Annotated in this window: 15 protein-coding genes and 1 pseudogene; 8 read left to right on the forward strand and 8 right to left on the reverse strand. The window is 71.7% G+C overall.

Annotated features, from left to right (window positions below):
* The first annotated feature begins 69 nt into the window (after positions 1–69).
* Positions 70–1,203: an FAD-dependent oxidoreductase gene (locus tag H5411_RS21965; protein WP_183124883.1), complete on the forward strand. Its 1,134-nt coding sequence runs from the start codon at positions 70–72 to the stop codon at positions 1,201–1,203.
* A gap of 184 nt (positions 1,204–1,387) precedes the next feature.
* On the opposite strand, the gene H5411_RS21970 is transcribed toward H5411_RS21965, so the two are convergent.
* Positions 1,388–2,200, reverse strand: coding sequence for an alpha/beta fold hydrolase (locus H5411_RS21970; protein WP_183124884.1), 813 nt, complete (start codon positions 2,198–2,200; stop codon positions 1,388–1,390).
* A 110-nt stretch (positions 2,201–2,310) separates the two neighbouring features.
* On the opposite strand from H5411_RS21970, the gene H5411_RS21975 reads away from it, so the two are divergent.
* A complete protein-coding gene (locus H5411_RS21975; RefSeq protein WP_183124885.1) occupies positions 2,311–2,787 on the forward strand; it encodes an anthrone oxygenase family protein in 477 nt (158 codons plus the stop codon).
* A gap of 19 nt (positions 2,788–2,806) precedes the next feature.
* Here H5411_RS21975 and H5411_RS21980 read toward each other — a convergent pair whose 3' ends face one another.
* The 5 genes from H5411_RS21980 to H5411_RS22000 all read right to left on the reverse strand — a co-directional run bounded on the left by H5411_RS21980 (position 2,807) and on the right by H5411_RS22000 (position 6,603).
* Positions 2,807–3,295 (reverse strand): GyrI-like domain-containing protein, encoded by a 489-nt coding sequence (locus H5411_RS21980; RefSeq protein ID WP_183124886.1) that lies wholly within the window; start codon positions 3,293–3,295, stop codon positions 2,807–2,809.
* A gap of 26 nt (positions 3,296–3,321) precedes the next feature.
* On the reverse strand, positions 3,322–3,645 hold the full coding sequence (locus H5411_RS21985; RefSeq protein ID WP_101440063.1) for a YciI family protein: 324 nt from the start codon (positions 3,643–3,645) through the stop codon (positions 3,322–3,324).
* Positions 3,645–4,448, reverse strand: a complete 804-nt coding sequence (locus H5411_RS21990; RefSeq protein ID WP_101440062.1) for an alpha/beta fold hydrolase — start codon at positions 4,446–4,448, stop codon at positions 3,645–3,647. The genes H5411_RS21985 and H5411_RS21990 overlap by 1 nt, the downstream gene beginning before the upstream one ends.
* A complete protein-coding gene (locus H5411_RS21995) occupies positions 4,445–5,767 on the reverse strand; it encodes an RNA polymerase sigma factor (protein WP_101441340.1) in 1,323 nt (440 codons plus the stop codon). The genes H5411_RS21990 and H5411_RS21995 overlap by 4 nt, the downstream gene beginning before the upstream one ends.
* An 86-nt stretch (positions 5,768–5,853) precedes the next feature.
* Complete coding sequence (locus H5411_RS22000) at positions 5,854–6,603, reverse strand: TetR/AcrR family transcriptional regulator C-terminal domain-containing protein (RefSeq protein ID WP_101441339.1); 750 nt, start codon at positions 6,601–6,603, stop codon at positions 5,854–5,856.
* Positions 6,604–6,811: 208 nt separating this feature from the next.
* Here H5411_RS22000 and H5411_RS49810 point away from each other — a divergent pair.
* Both H5411_RS49810 and H5411_RS22010 read left to right on the forward strand, forming a co-directional pair.
* Positions 6,812–9,179, forward strand: a pseudogene (locus tag H5411_RS49810) (DEAD/DEAH box helicase).
* Positions 9,176–9,832, forward strand: a complete 657-nt coding sequence (locus tag H5411_RS22010; RefSeq protein WP_183124887.1) for an SWIM zinc finger family protein — start codon at positions 9,176–9,178, stop codon at positions 9,830–9,832. The pseudogene H5411_RS49810 and the gene H5411_RS22010 overlap by 4 nt, the downstream one beginning before the upstream one ends.
* A 255-nt stretch (positions 9,833–10,087) precedes the next feature.
* On the opposite strand, the gene H5411_RS22015 is transcribed toward H5411_RS22010, so the two are convergent.
* Positions 10,088–10,708, reverse strand: coding sequence for a TetR/AcrR family transcriptional regulator (locus H5411_RS22015; protein ID WP_101440060.1), 621 nt, complete (start codon positions 10,706–10,708; stop codon positions 10,088–10,090).
* A gap of 110 nt (positions 10,709–10,818) precedes the next feature.
* Here H5411_RS22015 and H5411_RS22020 point away from each other — a divergent pair, with 110 nt between their 5' ends.
* The 4 genes from H5411_RS22020 to H5411_RS22035 all read left to right on the forward strand — a co-directional run bounded on the left by H5411_RS22020 (position 10,819) and on the right by H5411_RS22035 (position 15,026).
* On the forward strand, positions 10,819–12,330 hold the full coding sequence (locus H5411_RS22020; RefSeq protein ID WP_101440059.1) for a CocE/NonD family hydrolase: 1,512 nt from the start codon (positions 10,819–10,821) through the stop codon (positions 12,328–12,330).
* A gap of 9 nt (positions 12,331–12,339) precedes the next feature.
* Positions 12,340–13,122 (forward strand): cyclase family protein, encoded by a 783-nt coding sequence (locus tag H5411_RS22025; protein ID WP_101440058.1) that lies wholly within the window; start codon positions 12,340–12,342, stop codon positions 13,120–13,122.
* Positions 13,119–14,057, forward strand: a complete 939-nt coding sequence (locus tag H5411_RS22030) for a fumarylacetoacetate hydrolase family protein (RefSeq protein WP_101440057.1) — start codon at positions 13,119–13,121, stop codon at positions 14,055–14,057. Before H5411_RS22025 ends, H5411_RS22030 begins: the two co-directional genes overlap by 4 nt.
* A 192-nt stretch (positions 14,058–14,249) precedes the next feature.
* Positions 14,250–15,026 (forward strand): PE-PPE domain-containing protein, encoded by a 777-nt coding sequence (locus H5411_RS22035; RefSeq protein ID WP_208637558.1) that lies wholly within the window; start codon positions 14,250–14,252, stop codon positions 15,024–15,026.
* Positions 15,027–15,091: 65 nt separating this feature from the next.
* Here H5411_RS22035 and rox read toward each other — a convergent pair whose 3' ends face one another.
* The gene (gene rox / locus H5411_RS22040) at positions 15,092–16,519 is read right to left on the reverse strand and encodes a rifampin monooxygenase (RefSeq protein WP_101440055.1); all 1,428 of its coding nucleotides are present in this window, start codon (positions 16,517–16,519) and stop codon (positions 15,092–15,094) included.
* Positions 16,520–16,632: the final 113 nt, after the last annotated feature.

The raw sequence follows: 16,632 nt of genomic DNA on the forward strand, positions 1-16,632 counted from the left end.
GAGTGACAGTACCGGGACGCCTCCGATACGGTGTATATTGCCAATACAGTGTATCGAGGGGATGTCATCATGCGAATCGTGATCGCCGGGGGCGGGCTCGGCGGGCTGACCTGTGCGCGGGTGCTGAAGGCGCACGGCATCGACGCCGTGGTCTGCGAACGCGACGCCAGCCAGGACGCGCGAGTCCAGGGCGGCACGCTGGACCTGACGGTCGACGAGGGGCAGTGGGCGCTGCGCGAGGCCGGTCTGGAGGCCGGTTACCGCGCGATCGCCCGTCCCGAAGGCCAGGACATGGTCCTCTACGACTCCGCGGGAACCCTGCTGCGGCGGGAAATCGCTCCGGAGGAGGGCGAAGCACGCTGGGGCCGTCCCGAGGCGGACCGGCCGGCGCTGCGGAAACTGCTGCTCGACGCGCTCCCCGAGGACACTGTCCATTGGGGACGCACGGTGACTCGCGCGGAGCCGCTCGGCGACGGACGCCACCGCGTGCACCTGTCCGGCGGCGACACCCTGGAGTGCGATTTCCTGATCGGCGCGGACGGTGCCCGGTCGAGGATCCGCCCGTTGCTCACCGACGCGGAACCGGCGTACTGCGGCGTGCACGGAATGGGCCTGGTCATCCACGACGCGGACCGGGCGCACCCGGCGGCGTCGGCGCTCGTCGGCCGAGGCAGCTTCTCCGCGCTCGGGGAGCAGCGCACGCTTTCCGCGCAGCGCAACGGAGACGGCACGATCCGGGTCCACCTGGCACTGCGGTGCGGCGAAGACTGGCTGGAGACGTCGGGGATTCCGTTCGACGACCCGGACCGTGCCCGTGCCGCGCTGAAGGAGCTGTACGCCGGGTGGCCGGCGGAGTTCCTGGCGTTGCTGGACGCCTCGTCCGGGCCGATCTCGGTGTACCCGTTGACCGCGTTGCCGATCGGGTTGCGCTGGGACCCGACGCCGGGCGTGACGTTGATCGGGGACGCGGCGCATCTGATGTCGCCGTTCGCGGGACAGGGCGCGAACCTCGCGATGCGCGACGGCGCGGACCTCGCCCTGGTCCTCGCTGAAGGCGGCGACGTGCGGAAGTTCGAGCAGGCGATGTTCGAGCGTGCTGAACCGGCGGCGCAGATGTCGGCCGACAACCTGGAACTGTTCCTGTCGGACGGCGCGGCGGAGAAGGTGCGGCACCTGTTCGCGACGATGTCCGGGGAGGAGTGACTGTTCTTTGGCCGGGCGTGCGTCGTGGTGCCGCCAGTGCCGGGCATCGGTCGAGCGCGCCTGTCGAGCCGGGCGTGGTGGCCGCTCGCGACAGGTCCAAAACCGGCACCGCTCTGGGTCGCGCGAGGTGCCCGTTTCAGGCGGCCTGGCACCTCGTGTTTCAGGCGGCCTCCCACCGCGCGGTTCAGGCAGCGAGCATCGCCGCGGCGATCTCGTCGGCGGCAGCGTCCGGGATCGCGCTGGCAGCGTCGTCCAGGACGACCAGCCGGGCGCCGGGGATGTCGCGGGCGAGCGCTTCTCCGTTGCCGACCGGGAAAAACACGTCCCGGCGGCCGTGCAGCACCACCGTCGGGATCGCGAGTTCCGGCAGGCGTTCGCGCCACCGCGGCGTGCAGTCGAGTTGGGAGAACACCATGCCCAGCTGGTTGGCCATCTGCACGACCGGCTCGGTGCTGGCCGCGCGGTCGAAGATCCGGACTGCGACGGTGCGGGCGGCGTCCGGGTCGTTGCCGAGGATCACGGCACTGGCGGCGGCACGGTCCGACCAGTCCGGCATCGGCAGCGCGAACAGTTGGCGCATGGCCTTCGCGTCGTGGTCGGGCAGGTCGGGGTCGACTGGTCCGGGCGCGACGGGGCGGGTTCCGTACAGGGTCAGGGCGGAGAACGCCTGGGGGTGGTCGAGCGCGGCGACCTGGGCGACGAACCCGCTGACCCCGATCCCAGCCAGGTGCGCGGGCCGGTCGTCGAGTTCGCGGGCCAGCGCGGCTGCGTCGGCGGCGAGGTCGCGCAGGGTGTAGGCCGGGGCGAGCGTGGTGGAGGTGCCTGCGTCGCGGAGGTCGTAGCGCACGACGTGCCGTCCGCCCCGGGCGAGGGCTTCGCACAGGGTGTGCGGCCACGACAGCATCGTGGTGCCGCCGACCAGCAGGACGAGCGGCGCGGCCGGGTCGCCGAAGTGTTCGGCGCCGAGTGCGACGCCGTTGGGGAGCGTGTGCTGCATGGAGGTCTCCTGGCGAGACGATGACGCATGGTTCCGAGCGGATAACCGATGGATCGTCTCGCGGTCCGCGGGTTGACTGGGGTGTGTTCGGGACAGAGGAGGGCAGTGCGATGGCGGTCGTTTCCGAAGCGGTGCTCGTGGCGGCGGTGGTCGGGGCGGGGCTGATCGCGGGGTTGTTCTACGCGTACACGGTGTCGGTGATGCCGGGTCTCGCCCAGGCCGACGACCACACGTTCGTGACCGCGATGCGCGGGATCAACGTCGCCATCCTCAACGGCTGGTTCATGCTGTCGTTCCTGGGCGCGCCATTGCTCGCGATCGCGGCGGTGGTCCTGCACCTCACGGGCGACGCGCGGGGCGGGCTGCCCTGGCTTGTCGCGGGCAGCGTGCTGCTGGCGGCGATGCTCGTGGTGACCGGCGCGATCAACGTGCCGATGAACAACGCCCTCGAGAAGGACACTGCTGACGTCGCCACGCTGCGCGCCCGGTTCGAGAAGCCGTGGGTGCGCTGGAACCGGGCGCGCACGGCGCTGTCCGCGGCCGGATTCGGTTGTCTCGTCGCCGCTTTGGTGGCCCGGGGCGTGTGACCCCGGGACCACCGGCGGGTCAGTCGGCGAGCCGGAAGCAGAGGTCGGTGTCCCAGTTGTTCGCGTCCGGCTCCACCTGCGGGTCGGTGCGGTAGATCTCGAGCCGCGCGCCCCAGTGCTCGCCGTCGGCCTCGACGATGCGGTCCCAGCGCACGTCCTCTTTTTCGCTCCAGGCGAGCAGGTCGGCGGTGGCGGCGAAGAGGCCGGAGGGCGGGCCGTGGTGGGTGGCCTGGGCGTATTTCCCGGCGGGCACCACGTCGGTGAAGTACTCGTCGCCGAGGTCGACCGGGTCCGCGACGGGCACTCCGGCTTCGACGGTGACCGTCCGCATATCCGTGCCGAGCAGCAGGTAGCGGAAGAACGGGGCGTCGGCGGGTTCGACGCCGCGTTCGGCGAGTTTGCCGACGATCGCGGCGATCTGGTGCGCGACGTCCGCCATGCCGTCGAAGCCGACCGTCGCGCGGTAGCCGACGTAGCGCTGTTCGTCTCTGTCCACAATGGAGGGCAACGTGGTTCCTTTCGGGGACGCGGGAGTCAGCCGAGCAGCGGGCGGACTTCAATGGTGCCGTAGGCGGCGGCCGGGTGCCGGGACGCGTGTTCGACGGCCTCGTCGAGGTTGGCGCATTCGAGCACGGCGTAGCCGCCGATCTGGTCTTTGGTCTCGGCGAACGGCCCGTCGGTGAGCAGGACGTCGCCGCCGCGCACGCGCACCGTGGTGGCCGTAGCGGGCGGGTGCAGGCCTCCGCCGCCGACGAGGATGCCGCGTTCTTGCAGGTCCTCGGACCAGCCGCCGCAGCCGACGGCGAGCTGCTCGGGGGTCGGCTCCTCGGATCCGGCGATCATCAGCAGGTAGCGCATCAGTTCTCCTCGGTGAGCGTTTCGGCGAGGCGGGCGGCGAACGCCTCGGGCTGGGCGGCGAACCCGGCGTGGTCGCCCGGGAACTGGACGGGCTCGCCGCCGAGCGCGCGGGCCAGCCCGACGCCGGCCTCGTACGCCGGGGTTCCGACGGCGTCGCCCACCGCGACGACGATCCGGGTGTCCGCGGCGGCGAGCGCTTCGAGATCGGGTTCCCAGGCTCCGATGGCGCCCAACAGCTTGCCGAAGAACACCTCGAAGTTGCCGCGCATCTGCTTGCCTTGTTCGATTTCCTCGGCGGTGGGCTGTTCGGGCTGCGGCGGGATCTCGAACCCGCTGGCGGCCATGAACGCCCCGACCGCCGCGTCGGTGCCGTGCTCGCGGTAAATCGCCGGGATGTCCGGGAAATCGGCCAGGAGGTCGCCGAGATACCGGCTGACCGGCGGTTCGTGCGCGACGAGCGTCCGCACCGCTCCCGGGTAGCGGACGGTGTGCTCGAGCATGGTGATCGCGCCTCCGCTGCTGGCCAGCACCGAAACCGGTCCGGCGTCCAGTTCGGCGAGCAGCCGCTGGACGTCCTCGGCGTGCTGGCCGACCAGGTCGTCGTCGAGCTCGGTGGTCCGGCTGCGGGAGATGCCGCGCGGGTCGAAGGTGACGACGGTGTAGCGGTCGGCGAGGCACGGGCGCAGCGCGGTGAACCCGGTGGCGTCCGCCGGTCCGCCGGGCACCAGGAGCAGCAGCGGTCCGGAGCCGGCGACGTCGTAGTGGATCTCCGCGCCAGGCACGCGAAGGGTTTTGGTGATCATGGCTGTCCTTCCGGGGTCGGTTTGCCTTCCCGACGAACGGAAGACGCGGAGACAGACACCTCCGGCGAAGAAATTTCCGAAAGTCGTCTCCGGAGGTAGCGGCGTTCGGCTCCGGTGCGAGCCGACGCGAGCGCTTCGGCGTACGCGACCTGGGCTTCTTCGGTGCGGTCGAGCCGGCGGAGGAAGTCCGCGCGGGTGGCGGGCAGAAGGTGGTAGCCCGCCAGATCGTTGGTCAGCCGGTCGGCGAGGGCGAGCCCGGCTTCGGGCCCGACGGCCATCCCGACCGCGACCGCGCGGTTCAGTTCGACCACGGGATCCCGCCGGAAACGGAGGAGTTGGACGTAGAGCCCGGCGATCTGCGCCCAGTCGGTGTCTTCGGCGCGGGCGGCGGTTGCGTGGCAGGCAGCGATCGCGGCCTGGACCTGGTAGGGCCCGGGCGTGCGCCGCCGCAGCGCTCCCTCCAGCAGCGCGGTGCCTTCGGAGATCGCCGCGGCGTCCCACTGGCTCCGGTCCTGTTCGTCGAGCGGGATCAACTCGCCGTCGGGGCCGTTCCGCGTACTGCGCCGGGCGTGTTGCAGCAGGAGCAGCGCGAGCAGGCCGGTGGCCTCGGGTTCGTCCGGCAGCAGGGTGCGGACCAGACGGGCCAGCCGGATGGCTTCGCCGGCCAGGTCGGGGCGCTGGAGGTCGTCGCCTTCGCTGGCCGCGTAGCCCTCGTTGAACAACAGGTACAGCACGCCGAGCACCGCCGCGGTGCGCTCGGGCAGAAGATGGGCGGGCGGCACGCGGTACGGGATCCCGGCGGCGCGGATTTTGCGTTTCACCCGGACGAGCCGCTGCGACATCGTCGATTCGGACACCAGGAACGCGCGGGCGATCTCCGCGGTGCTGAGCCCGACGAGCGTACGCAGCGCGAGCGCGACCTGCGCTTCGAAGGCGAGCGCGGGATGGCAGCAGGTGAAAATGAGCCGGAGCCGGTCGTCCTCGAAACCGACGGCGTCGCCGGCTCCACTGTGGACAGTGGCCGGTTCGTCCGGGACCGCCAGAAGCGCGGCCTCCCGGAGTTTGCCCGTTCCCACGGCCGCGCGCCGGAGCCGGTCGACGGCACGGTTGCGGGCGGCGGTGGTGAGCCACGCTCCGGGGCGGTCGGGAACGCCGTCGCGCGGCCAGGTGCGCACGGCGAGCGCGAACGCGTCCTGGGCGCACTCCTCGGCCAGGTCCCAGTCGCCGGCGACGCGGATGAGCGTGGCCACGACGGAGCCCCACTCGTCGCGGAACGCCTGCGCGAGCGCGGTTTCGGCCGCGTCGGGCTGCCCGGTCACCACGTGCTCCCTCCTCGTACGCGCCGGCGGACGTTTCCGCCGACACCCTCCGAACGGTAAACCGAGGCCCCGACAATTTCGCGCGGTCAGGCGCCGGCGAGCTGGCCGATCCCGTCGAGGATGCGCTCGAGCCCGAACCGGAAATGGTGCTCGGGATCCGAGGATCCGCCGTAAGCCAGCCCCGCGGTGGTGCCGACCCGGCTCGCGCGCGGGAAGTGCGCCGGGTCCGCCGCCGGGATCTCGGCCAGCACCGGCGCGGAGCGGTTCCACCAGTCGAGGTCGCTCATCCCGCTGCGGCGCGCGGCGCGGGTCGCGTCCACCGAACCGCGTGCCGCGCCCGCGACCAGTCCGTTGAGCAGGCTGACGATCGCGTCGAGCTGGACGTCGTCGAGGTCGAGCTCGTCCATCGCGGCCAGCTCGCGCTCGTATTTGGCGAAAGTGTGCGGGCCCAGCGTCGGGCGGCCGACGCGGATCTCCAGCAGCCACGGGTGCCGGTGGTAGAGCCGCCACAGGTCTTCGGCGACCGCGGCGAGCCCGGCCCGCCAGCCCTCCGGCAGCTCGCCGGGGAGTTCGCCGTGTGCGTGGTCGAGCATCAGCGCCAGCAACTCGGCGCGGCCGGGCACGTAGGTGTAGAGCGACATCGTCGCGACGCCCAGTTCGTCGGCGATCCGCCGCATGGTGACCGCCTCCAGCCCGTCTGCGTCCGCGATCCGGATCCCGGCGAACACCACGTGCTCGACCGAGAGCTTCGGTTTCGGGCCGCGGCGCGGGGGACCGGGCACGCCCCAGAGCAGTTCGATGGTCCGCCGCGGATCGCCCGCCTCCTCGGTGTCCATTTCGCTCCTTGTACGCAGTACGGAGTTTTCCGGTAGGCTAGCGTGGAGCGGCCAGCCAGGGGAGGGCGGAGCACTGAATTCAGCAGTGGTGGAGCCGGGCCGGATCGTGTTCTGGAGACCGGACGGCGCGGAGCCGGACGGTCCCGGGACTCCCGGCACGGTCGAGGTCGTGCTGCCGGACGGGGTGCGCACCGTGCCCGCGCTGCGGTTGCCGACTGCGGAGGCGGTGCCGGTCCTGCGGTCGCTGACAGATCCGTCGGCTCGGTTCTGGGCGCTGGCCGCCGAAGCCGCGGAACGGCGCGCCTCGGCCGGATGGACCGGACCGCTCGACCCCGACGAAGAAGCGTGGCTGCGCCGCCTCGCCGACGCGATGCCGCCGCACGCCCACGCGGCGCCGATCCCGGGAGATCCGGCGCGGTTGCCGGAGCCGTACCCGCTGCTGCTGCGGTTCCTCGGCGACGTCGCCGGGGTGCGGCCGGCGCTGCGGGTGTCGCTGCGGATCGAATCCGACGACCTGGCGGGCGGCCGGTTCCGCGCGGTCGTCCAGGTGCACGGCGGGAGCGAACCGCTGGTCGACGCGGAAGAGCTGTGGCGCACCGGAAGCCAGGAGGCGCGGCACGAGGTCCTGCTGACGCTGCGGCACGGGGCCGAAGTGTGGCCCGCACTGGCTCCGCTGCTGTCGGCGGCGGTTCCGTCGTCGGTCGCGCTGGGAGACCGCGAGATCGCCGAACTGCTCGCCGGCGCGCTCGACGCCGCGGAACTGGCGGTGCACTGGCCCGCGGAGCTGACCGGGCTGGCCGCCCGCGCGGTGGTCCGGCCGGGCGACGCGCCGTCCGACGCGCGGTCGTTCTTCGGCGGCGACCGGGTGCTGCAGTTCGACTGGCAGCTCGCGCTCGGCGACAGCGAGCTGAGCGTCGCGGAGCTCGACGCGCTCGCCGAAGCCCAGCGTCCGGTCGTCCGGCTGCGGGACCGGTGGGTGCTGCTGGACCGCACCACCGCCGACCGCGCCCGGGATCGCACGCTCAAGCCGCTGACCGCGATCGAGGCGCTCGGCGTCGCGCTCACCGGCCGCACCGAGGTCGACGGCGACCAGGTGGAAGTCCGCACCGACGGCTGGCTGGAGGAGCTGCGCGCGCGGCTGTCGGCCGATCCCTTGCCGGTGGCGCAGCCGGCCGGGCTGGCGGCGACCTTGCGCGACTACCAGCTGCGCGGCCTGCACTGGCTCGACACCCGTCACCGGGCTGGGCCTGGGCGGCTGCCTCGCCGACGACATGGGGCTCGGCAAAACCGTCACGCTCATCGCCCTGCACCTGCACCGCGATGCCGGCCCGACGCTGGTCGTGTGCCCGGCTTCGCTGCTGGGCACCTGGGAAACGGAAATCCGCCGGTTCGCGCCCGGGACGCCGGTGCGCCGGTTCCACGGCACCGCGCGGTCGCTGGACGATCTCGGCGGCGGCTTCGTCCTGACCACCTACGGCACGCTGCGCACGGACCCCGCGCCGCTGGCGGAGGTGAGCTGGGATCTGCTGGTCGCCGACGAGGCGCAGCACGTGAAGAACCATCGTTCCGACACCGCGAAAGCGTTGCGGCTGTTGCCTTCCGCGGCGAAAGTCGCGCTCACCGGCACGCCGGTGGAAAACACGCTCACCGAGCTGTGGGCGATCCTCGACTGGACCACGCCCGGCCTGCTCGGTCCGCTCGCCGACTTCCGCCGGCGCTGGGGAAAGCCGGTCGAATCCGGGGCCGACCCGGCCGTCGCCGAACAGCTATCCCGGCTGCTCAGGCCGTTCCTGTTGCGCCGCCGCAAATCCGACCCGGGCATCGCGCCCGAGCTTCCGGCGAAGACCGAGACCGACCGGCCGGTGTCGCTCACCGCCGAGCAGGCCGCGCTGTACGAGGCAACGGTGCGGGAGCTGATGGCCGACATTTCCGGGAGCGACGGCATGGCTCGCCGCGGCCGCGTGGTCAAGCTGCTCACCGCGCTCAAGCAGATCTGCAACCACCCCGCGCAATTCCTCGGCGAGCCTGAGGACAGCACGCTCGCCGGCCGGTCCGGCAAGCTCGAACTGCTCGACGAGTTGCTCGACACGATCCTCGCCGAGGACGGCGCCGTGCTGGTGTTCACCCAGTACGTGGTGATGGCGCGGCTGCTCGAACGGCACCTCGCCGCGCGCGGCGTCCCGGCGCAGCTGCTGCACGGCGGAACCCCGGTCGCCCGGCGCGAGGAGCTGGTCCGCGGCTTCCAGAACGGCGACGTGCCGGTGTTCCTGTTGTCGCTCAAGGCCGCGGGCACCGGGCTCACCCTCACCCGCGCCGACCACGTCGTGCACTACGACCGGTGGTGGAACCCGGCGGTCGAGGACCAGGCGACCGACCGCGCGTACCGGATCGGGCAGACCCGGCCGGTGCAGGTCCACCGGCTGGTCGCGGAAGGCACGGTCGAGGACCGGATCGCGGTGATGCTGCGGGAGAAACGCGCGCTCGCCGACGCGGTGCTCGCCTCCGGCGAGGCCGCGCTCACCGAACTCACCGACGCCGAACTGGCCGAGCTCGTCACCCTCCGGAGGCCGCGATGACCGACCGGGTCCGCGGATTCCCTGCGTTCCCCGCCCGCGCCGGCCGCGGCCCGTTCGCCCGCACCTGGTGGGGCCGCGCGTGGCTGCAGGCGATGGAGGACACCGCGCTCGACCTGCGGCAGCTGAAGAAGGGCCGCAGCTACGCCGCGGCGGGCCTGGTCGGCCCGATCACGGTCAGCCCGGGCCTGATCACCGCGACCACCGAGGACGCCGACGACGCCGACGACGGCCCGTACCACACCGGCGTGCACCTGGCCGAACTGTCCGCGACGGACTGGGAGCTGCTGCTCGACCGCGCCGCCGACCACTCCGGGCACCTCGCCGCGCTGCTCGACCGGCACCTGCCGCCGGAGCTGGCCGAGGTCGTCCCGCTGCTGCCCGGCATCGGCGACCTCGACCCGGACTGCGACTGCCCCGGCTGGGAACTCCCGTGCCGGCACGCCGCCGCGCTGTCGTTCCAGGTCGCGTGGCTGCTCGACGCCGACCCCTTCCTGCTGCTGCTCGCCCGGGGCCGGACTGAACAGGAAATCCTCGACGAACTCGGCCGCCGCACCGCCACCCGGGTCACCACCGGAGTGCTGGCCGCGGACGCGTATGCCCGGGCGGTGCCGCCGCTGCCGGATCTCGCGGAGTTCACGCCCCGCGTCCGCTGAACCCGCTCGCGAGCCTCGCGCAGTCGGAGGCTCCGGACTGCGCGGCGGGATGGTGTGACTGGCGGCTTCGCGAGTCACCCTTTCCAGCAGTGGTGGCCATTCTGCGGGCTACGGTGCGTCATTCAGCCGTGCCCGGCGAGCGAATGAGTCTGTCGGACACGGCCCGCTCACCTCCTGCGGGTCGCAGGAAACACGGTCGCCAATTCGGGACAGGTCGCAGCGGAGGGCGAGAGTCACGTTCTCGCCCTCCGCGTCTCAGGAGAGTTCCGGCCTCGGCTGCGGAGGTCCAGCGGCCGCGCCGAGCCCTCGGAGGAGGGCGTCGACAATGCGGGTGGGCAGGTCCGGTTCGAGCGGCTCGCGGGTGAGCACGATTCTGAAGTGCAATGGCGCGACGAGCATCTGGAGCACAAAGCGGGGATCGGTGCCGTCGGGCAGCTCTCCGCGTTTGATCGCCCGTGCGGCGATCTGGCCGGACTGGGCGTAGCGGGAGTTCCAGTACTGGTCGCGCAGCTGCTGGGTGGCCGGGTCGTCGCCGGCCGAGGCCAGCGTTCGCTCCAGGGCGTTGCCGGCGGGCGAGGTCAGGTATTTCGCGAGCGCTGTGGCGTAGGCGACCAGATCGTCCCGCAGGTTCCCGGTGTCGGGCACCGGGAGTTGTTCGGCGGCGTCGGCGAGCAAGGCGTCGATGATGAGGTTCTCGCGAGTGCCCCACCGCCGGAAAATCGTCGTCTCGTTCACCTGCGCGCGCCGGGCCACCTCGGACACTTTCAGGTCCGCCAGGCCCTGCTCCTGCAGGAGCAGGCTGGTGGTCTCGAGGACCGCGGCGCGCACGCGGGCCGTCCGTCCGCCCGGCCGTCTCCGGACCTCCGCATCGCTCACGGCATGCACTCTAATACAAGTCCGCTTGCTTTTAGTGGAGGAGCGCCGCATACTCCTGACGCAAGTCGACTGGCTTTAACAGCGGCTGCCCACCCCACAGGAGTTCTGAGATGCGCATCGAACGGGACATCGAGGTCCCCACCCGCACCGGCTCGCCGATCCTGGCCGACGTGTTCCTGCCGGACGACGACGGCGCGTTTCCCGTGCTGGCGTCGATCAGCCCGTACGGCAAGGACGTGCACTGGCCGGACCGCTATCCGCTCTACGAACTGGTGCCGCAGCACGGGCACATGGTCTGGGAGACCCCGGATCCCGAGTGGTGGACGGCCCGCGGTTACGCGGTGCTGCGCGCCGACACCCGGGGCACCGGCAAGTCGCCCGGCCGGATGGACCTGATGAGCCCGGGCGATTCCGAGGACTTCTACGACGTCGTCGAGTGGGCGGCGCAGCAGCCGTGGGCCAACGGCAAGGTGGCGTCCAGCGGCATCTCGTGGCTCGCGATGATGGGCTGGCGGGTCGCGGAGCTCCAGCCGCCGCATCTCGCCGCGATCGTGGCTTGGGAAGGCGCGACCGACTTCTACCGCGACTTCGTCTACCAGGGCGGCCTGTACGCCCACGGGTTCATCGAGTTCTGGTGGAACCGCCAGATCACCCCCCAGCGCAACAGCGACGACGGCGACGACTGGCGCGAAGTGCTCCCACGCCATCCCGTGCTCGACGACTACCACCAAGCGCACATCGTCGATCTCGACCGCGTCACCGCGCCGGTGCTGTCGGCCGGCAACTGGGGCGCCCTGCACGTCCACCTGCGCGGCAACATCGAGGGCTGGGCCCGTGCGGCCTCGCGGGACAAGTGGCTCGTGGTGCACACCGGCACCCACATCGATCCCTACTACGCCGAGTGGGCACTGGATCTGCAACTGCGCTTCCTCGACCGTTTCCTCAAAGACCAGCCCGACCGCATGGACGGCGTGGCTCCGGTGCGGCTGGCGATCCGGCACGGGCGGGAGGTCGAATGGCGAGACGCCACGGACTTCCCGCTTCCGCAGACGCAGTGGCGCGAGCTCCATCTCGGCGACGGTGTCCTCGACTGGGAGCCGCCCGCAGACGCTGCGACGGTGGCGTATCCCGCCAGCTTCGACACCGCCCCGGTGTCCGAGCCGCTCGAGCTGACCGGTCCGGTCGCGTTGCGCCTGTGGCTCAGCGCCGACCAGGACGACCTCGACGTCTTCGCGCGAGTGCAGCACATCGGCGCGGACGGCGAGCCGATCCCGGCGGTCGGCCCCCAGGGCGGCCCGGTCCCGATGACCCTGGGCTGGCTCAAGGCTTCCCACCGCGAGACCGATGCCGAGAAGTCACTGCCGTACCGGCCGTGGCACCCCCACACCCGCGAGATCCCCCTCGCGCCCGACGAGCCGGCCCTGCTCGAGGTCGAGATCTGGCCGACCAGCATCACCCTCGCCCCGGGCGAGCGGCTCCGCCTGGAGCTGGTCCCCGGGGACAGCGACCTCGGCTTCATGACCCACGACCACCCCGATCTCCACCGCCCGGCGACGACCGCCGCCATCCACGTCGGCGGCGACCACGCCTCCCATCTGCTCGTCCCGGTCATCCCGCGATAAGGAGCAGCCATGCGACAGCTCGTGGACATCTCGGTCCCGCTGCGGGGCGGGATCGCCTCCGACCCGCCCGGCCACCGGCCCTCGATCAGCTACGTCGACCACCGGCAGTCCGTCCCGGATCTGCTCCGTTTCTTCCCGGGCGCGACGGCCGCGGACCTGCCCGACGGCGAAGGCTGGGCGATCGAGCGCATCGAGGCCACCACTCACACCGGCACTCATCTCGACGCCCCCTACCACTACGCGTCCACTATGGACGGAGGCCGCCGGGCCATGACGATCGACGAGGTGCCCCTGCACTGGTGCTTCCAGGCGGGAGTCAAGCTGGACTTCCGCCACCTGCCCGACGGCCACGTCGTCACGCCCGCCGACATCGACACCGAACTCGACCGGATCGGCCATCGGCTGCGCCCGCTCGACATCGTGGTGGTCAACACCCGGGCCGGCGCCCGCTACGGCCAGGACGACTACGTCGACTCCGGCTGCGGAATCGGCCGCGCCGCCACCCTGCACCTGCTCGAGCAAGGGGTGCGGGTGACCGGAACCGACGCCTGGAGCTGGGACGCCCCGTTCCGGTACACCGCCGAACGCTACGCCCGCGACCACGACCCCTCCGTCATCTGGGAGGGCCACCGAGCCGGTCGCGAGATCGGCTACTGCCACATCGAGAAGCTGCACAACCTGGAAAGCCTCCCGGCCACCGGATTCCAGATCGCCTGCTTCCCGGTCAAGATCCACGCGGCGTCGGCCGGTTGGACCCGCGCGGTGGCGATCTTCGACGAGGAGACTGCATGAGAATCGGTTCCGTACTTGTCGACGGTGTGCAGCGCTACGGCGTCGTCGACGGCGATCGCATCGACCTGCTCCCCGCGACCGCGGACGTCTTCGAGGTGCTCGCCGCCGGCGACCCCGCGACGGTCGGCCAGGGGGAGGACTGGGACGAAACCGCATCGATCGCTGTCCCGGTGCCGGTCGCCAGCATCCGCGACTTCATCACCTTCGAACAGCACACGGCCGGCTCGCTCCGCGCGATCACCGGGAGCAGCGAGATCCCGGACGCCTGGTACGAAGCGCCCGCCTTCTACTTCACCAACCCGCACGCCGCGATCGGTTCCGGCGCACCGGTCCCGATGCCGCCCGGATGCGAAGTGCTGGACTTCGAACTCGAAGTCGCGGTGGTCATCGGCAAAGCGGGCTTCAACCTGTCCGTCGCCGAGGCCGCGGACCACATCGCCGGGTTCACCATCCTCAACGACTGGTCCGCCCGCGACCTGCAGAGCCGGGAAATGCGCGTCGGACTCGGACCGGCCAAGGGCAAGGACACCGCCACCACCCTCGGCCCCGTGCTCGTCACCCCGGACGAACTGGCCGACTGCGAAAGCGGCGGCCGGTACGACCTGGCCATGGAGGTTTTCGTCAACGACACCCGCATCGGCGGCGACACGCTCGCGAACATGGCCTGGGCCTTCGCCGAACTGATCGCCTACGCCAGCCGCGGCACCTGGGTCCGGCCCGGCGACGTGCTCGGCTCCGGAACCTGCGGGAGCGGCTGCCTCGCCGAACTGTGGGGATGGCACGGCGACCGGCAACCGCCGCCCTTGCGCGTCGGCGACTCCGTCCGCATGACCGTGCAAGGGATCGGCACCGTCCACAACACCGTGGTCGCCGGCCCGCCCCTGCGCGACGTTCCTCCTGCTCGCGGCGCACGCCGGGGGAGCAGTCCGGGTTGACCGGGAGGCGGCGTCCGCCGCGGATCACCCGATCCAGTGGACTCGGATCGGGTGCCGGTGCGGCCTGACCAGCGGCATCGGCCGACGCCACGGTCCGGCGGCGATCATGCTTTCAGCAGGATTTCATGGGTTTTCCCTAGCTTTCCGAATGCGTTCAGCAACACCTTGACCATTCGATGCGGAGGGGACCCGATGGCAAAGAAAGCCAGGAGGATCGCGCTGATCGGCGCGGTCGTCGCCACGCTCGGCGCGGGATTCGCCAGCGCCGCGCCGGCGCACGCCGACGACGCGCACTACTACATCCTGATCGGCGGCACCTGCGACGGGAAGGCGTCGGTCTACCGTCCGGAGTGGCTGCGGGGCGGCATCGCGCGGGTCGTGGACTACCCCGCCGGAGCCGCCGGCGCGCCCAACTGCGACCAGACCCCGATGGACCGGAGCGTCGCGATCGGACACGACCGGGGCCGCCAGGTCGTCCAGGACGCCTACCGCGAGAACCCGGACGCCGAGTTCACCGTCGTCGGCTACTCCCAGGGCGCGATCGTGGCGAACATGGTGCTCAACGACATCGCCGACGGACAGCTGGGCGTGGACAAGGCCAAGTTCAGCGCCAAACTGTTCGCCGACCCGATGCAGCCGCCCGGCCCGGCCGGGACCGGGATCAGCGCGACGCTGCCGCCGGGGACCGGCCTGCCCTCGCCGTTCGGCGGCTACGTGTCGTTCGGCGCGGGCCGCCCGGACTTCGCCGGCGTCCGGTCCATCCGCTACTGCATCCAGACCGACGGCATCTGCGATTTCGACCCGATCCAGGCGGCGGGCGGCTACTTCGCCCAGCACTGGTGCTACCAGTGGCCGCGCCCGACGGACCAGCGGTCGATCATGCAGGACACCATCGCCGACGGCGTGTACACCAACACGTCCGTACGGCTGGGCAAACAGGACTGCTGGGGCGGTCCGGTGCACCCCTGACCGCGGCCGAGCGGGTTCCCGGCACCCCCAGGGAAGCCGGGAACCCGCTCGACCCCGCTACGTCCTCATCGCTTCGCGCCGAACCATTGCAACAACCGCGTGTTCAGCTCGTCCTGATCCTGTCCGGTCCAGACCACGTGCCCGTCCGGCCGCAGCAGGACAGCCGGCACGTCGAGGTCCTCGCTCACGTCGACGACGTGGTCGACCCGGTCCGCCCAGCCCTCCGCCGACAGCTGCCCGCTCTGGTCCAGCAACAGCCCGCGGCCCTGGTGCATCAGCTCGTACAGCCGCCCTCGCTTGAGCGGCAGATCCGGCATCCGCCGGCCGAGCAGCGGATGCCCGTCGCCGAAGTCGTAGCGGATGTCGAGCGCGAGCACCTTCTCCAGCAGCAGCCGGTTGACCTCCTCGAAGGCCATCAGCTCCGTCATCAGCCGCCGCATCGCGCGCCCGTCCGGATCGGGTGACATCACCACGGCCTGCGCCCGGACGTTGTCCAGCACGGCGTCCGCCACAGGGTGCCGCTCGGCCTCGTAGGTGTCCAGCAACCCCGCCGGAGCCCAGCCGTTGACCTCGGCGGCGAGTTTCCAGCCGAGGTTGAACGCGTCTTGGATGCCGAGGTTGAGGCCCTGCCCGCCCAGCGGCGGATGGACGTGCGCCGCGTCGCCGGCCAGCAGTGCCCGGCCGACGCGGTAGTGCTCGGCCTGCCGGGTCGCGTCCCCGAATCGCGAGAGCCAGCGAGGGGAGTGGACGCCGAAATCCGTCCCGGCGTACTCGCGCAGCTGATGTTTGACCTCCTCCAGCGTCGGCGTCCGCGCCTCCCGGTCTTCGATCACTCCGGCCGCGGGCACGACCACGCGGAACAGCCCGTCGCGGAGCGGACCGACCCCGAACCACAGCTGCGTTTTGCGGATTTCCCCGACTACCGCGGCGATTTCGGCCGGATCCGCCGTCGCCTCCATCTCGCCCAGCAACACCTCGCGGCGCGCGGGCTCGCCCGGGAACGCCACGCCGAGCGCCTTGCGCACCGTGCTCCGCCCGCCGTCGCAGCCGACGAGATAACGCGCCCGCAGTTCGCCGCCGTCGGCCAGCGAGACGCTCACCCCGTCGCCGTCCTGGCTCAGCCCGACGACCTCGCATCCGCGCCGGATCTCCGCACCCGCCTTGACCGCGTGCTCGGCCAGCAGCCGGTCGGTGATCGGCTGCGGAAGCCCCAGCACGTACGGATGCGAGGTGTCCAGCCGTTCCGGAGCGGGACGCGGGATCCCCGCGAAGAAACCCCCGACCGGGTGCGTCGTGCCCTCGGCGAGGAACGGCTCCAGCATTCCCCGCTGGTCCAAGACCTCCATGCTGCGCGAGTGCATCCCCAGCGCGCGCACGAACTTCGGCGGCTCCGCCTCCTTCTCCAGCACGACCACGCGCACCCCGTGCAGCCGCAGCTCCGCGGCCAGCATCACGCCCGCCGGCCCGGCCCCCACCACGATCACGTCCGCCATCAACTTCTCGTCCCCTGTACCGGAGCCGATCCCGCCCGCGGTATTTCCGCAGGCAGTGGCTCCGGCGGACGATTGTGGAGCACCACCCGGGCCTTGCCGCAAGCCCCGGGGTG

It is taken from the genome of Amycolatopsis echigonensis, assembly GCF_014174495.1.
In the GTDB taxonomy this organism is placed as follows: domain Bacteria; phylum Actinomycetota; class Actinomycetes; order Mycobacteriales; family Pseudonocardiaceae; genus Amycolatopsis; species Amycolatopsis echigonensis.

Coding starts and splice junctions, on each gene's coding strand:
- H5411_RS21970 (WP_183124884.1), bottom strand. CDS start 2,200: ATGCAGCACACGCTCCCCAACGGCGTCGCACTCGGCGCCGAACACTTC.
- H5411_RS21990 (WP_101440062.1), bottom strand. CDS start 4,448: ATGATCACCAAAACCCTTCGCGTGCCTGGCGCGGAGATCCACTACGAC.
- H5411_RS22000 (WP_101441339.1), bottom strand. CDS start 6,603: ATGGACACCGAGGAGGCGGGCGATCCGCGGCGGACCATCGAACTGCTC.
- H5411_RS21985 (WP_101440063.1), bottom strand. CDS start 3,645: ATGCGCTACCTGCTGATGATCGCCGGATCCGAGGAGCCGACCCCCGAG.
- H5411_RS22025 (WP_101440058.1), top strand. CDS start 12,340: ATGCGACAGCTCGTGGACATCTCGGTCCCGCTGCGGGGCGGGATCGCC.
- rox (WP_101440055.1), bottom strand. CDS start 16,519: ATGGCGGACGTGATCGTGGTGGGGGCCGGGCCGGCGGGCGTGATGCTG.
- H5411_RS22030 (WP_101440057.1), top strand. CDS start 13,119: ATGAGAATCGGTTCCGTACTTGTCGACGGTGTGCAGCGCTACGGCGTC.
- H5411_RS22035 (WP_208637558.1), top strand. CDS start 14,250: ATGGCAAAGAAAGCCAGGAGGATCGCGCTGATCGGCGCGGTCGTCGCC.
- H5411_RS22020 (WP_101440059.1), top strand. CDS start 10,819: ATGCGCATCGAACGGGACATCGAGGTCCCCACCCGCACCGGCTCGCCG.
- H5411_RS21975 (WP_183124885.1), top strand. CDS start 2,311: ATGGCGGTCGTTTCCGAAGCGGTGCTCGTGGCGGCGGTGGTCGGGGCG.
- H5411_RS22010 (WP_183124887.1), top strand. CDS start 9,176: ATGACCGACCGGGTCCGCGGATTCCCTGCGTTCCCCGCCCGCGCCGGC.
- H5411_RS21965 (WP_183124883.1), top strand. CDS start 70: ATGCGAATCGTGATCGCCGGGGGCGGGCTCGGCGGGCTGACCTGTGCG.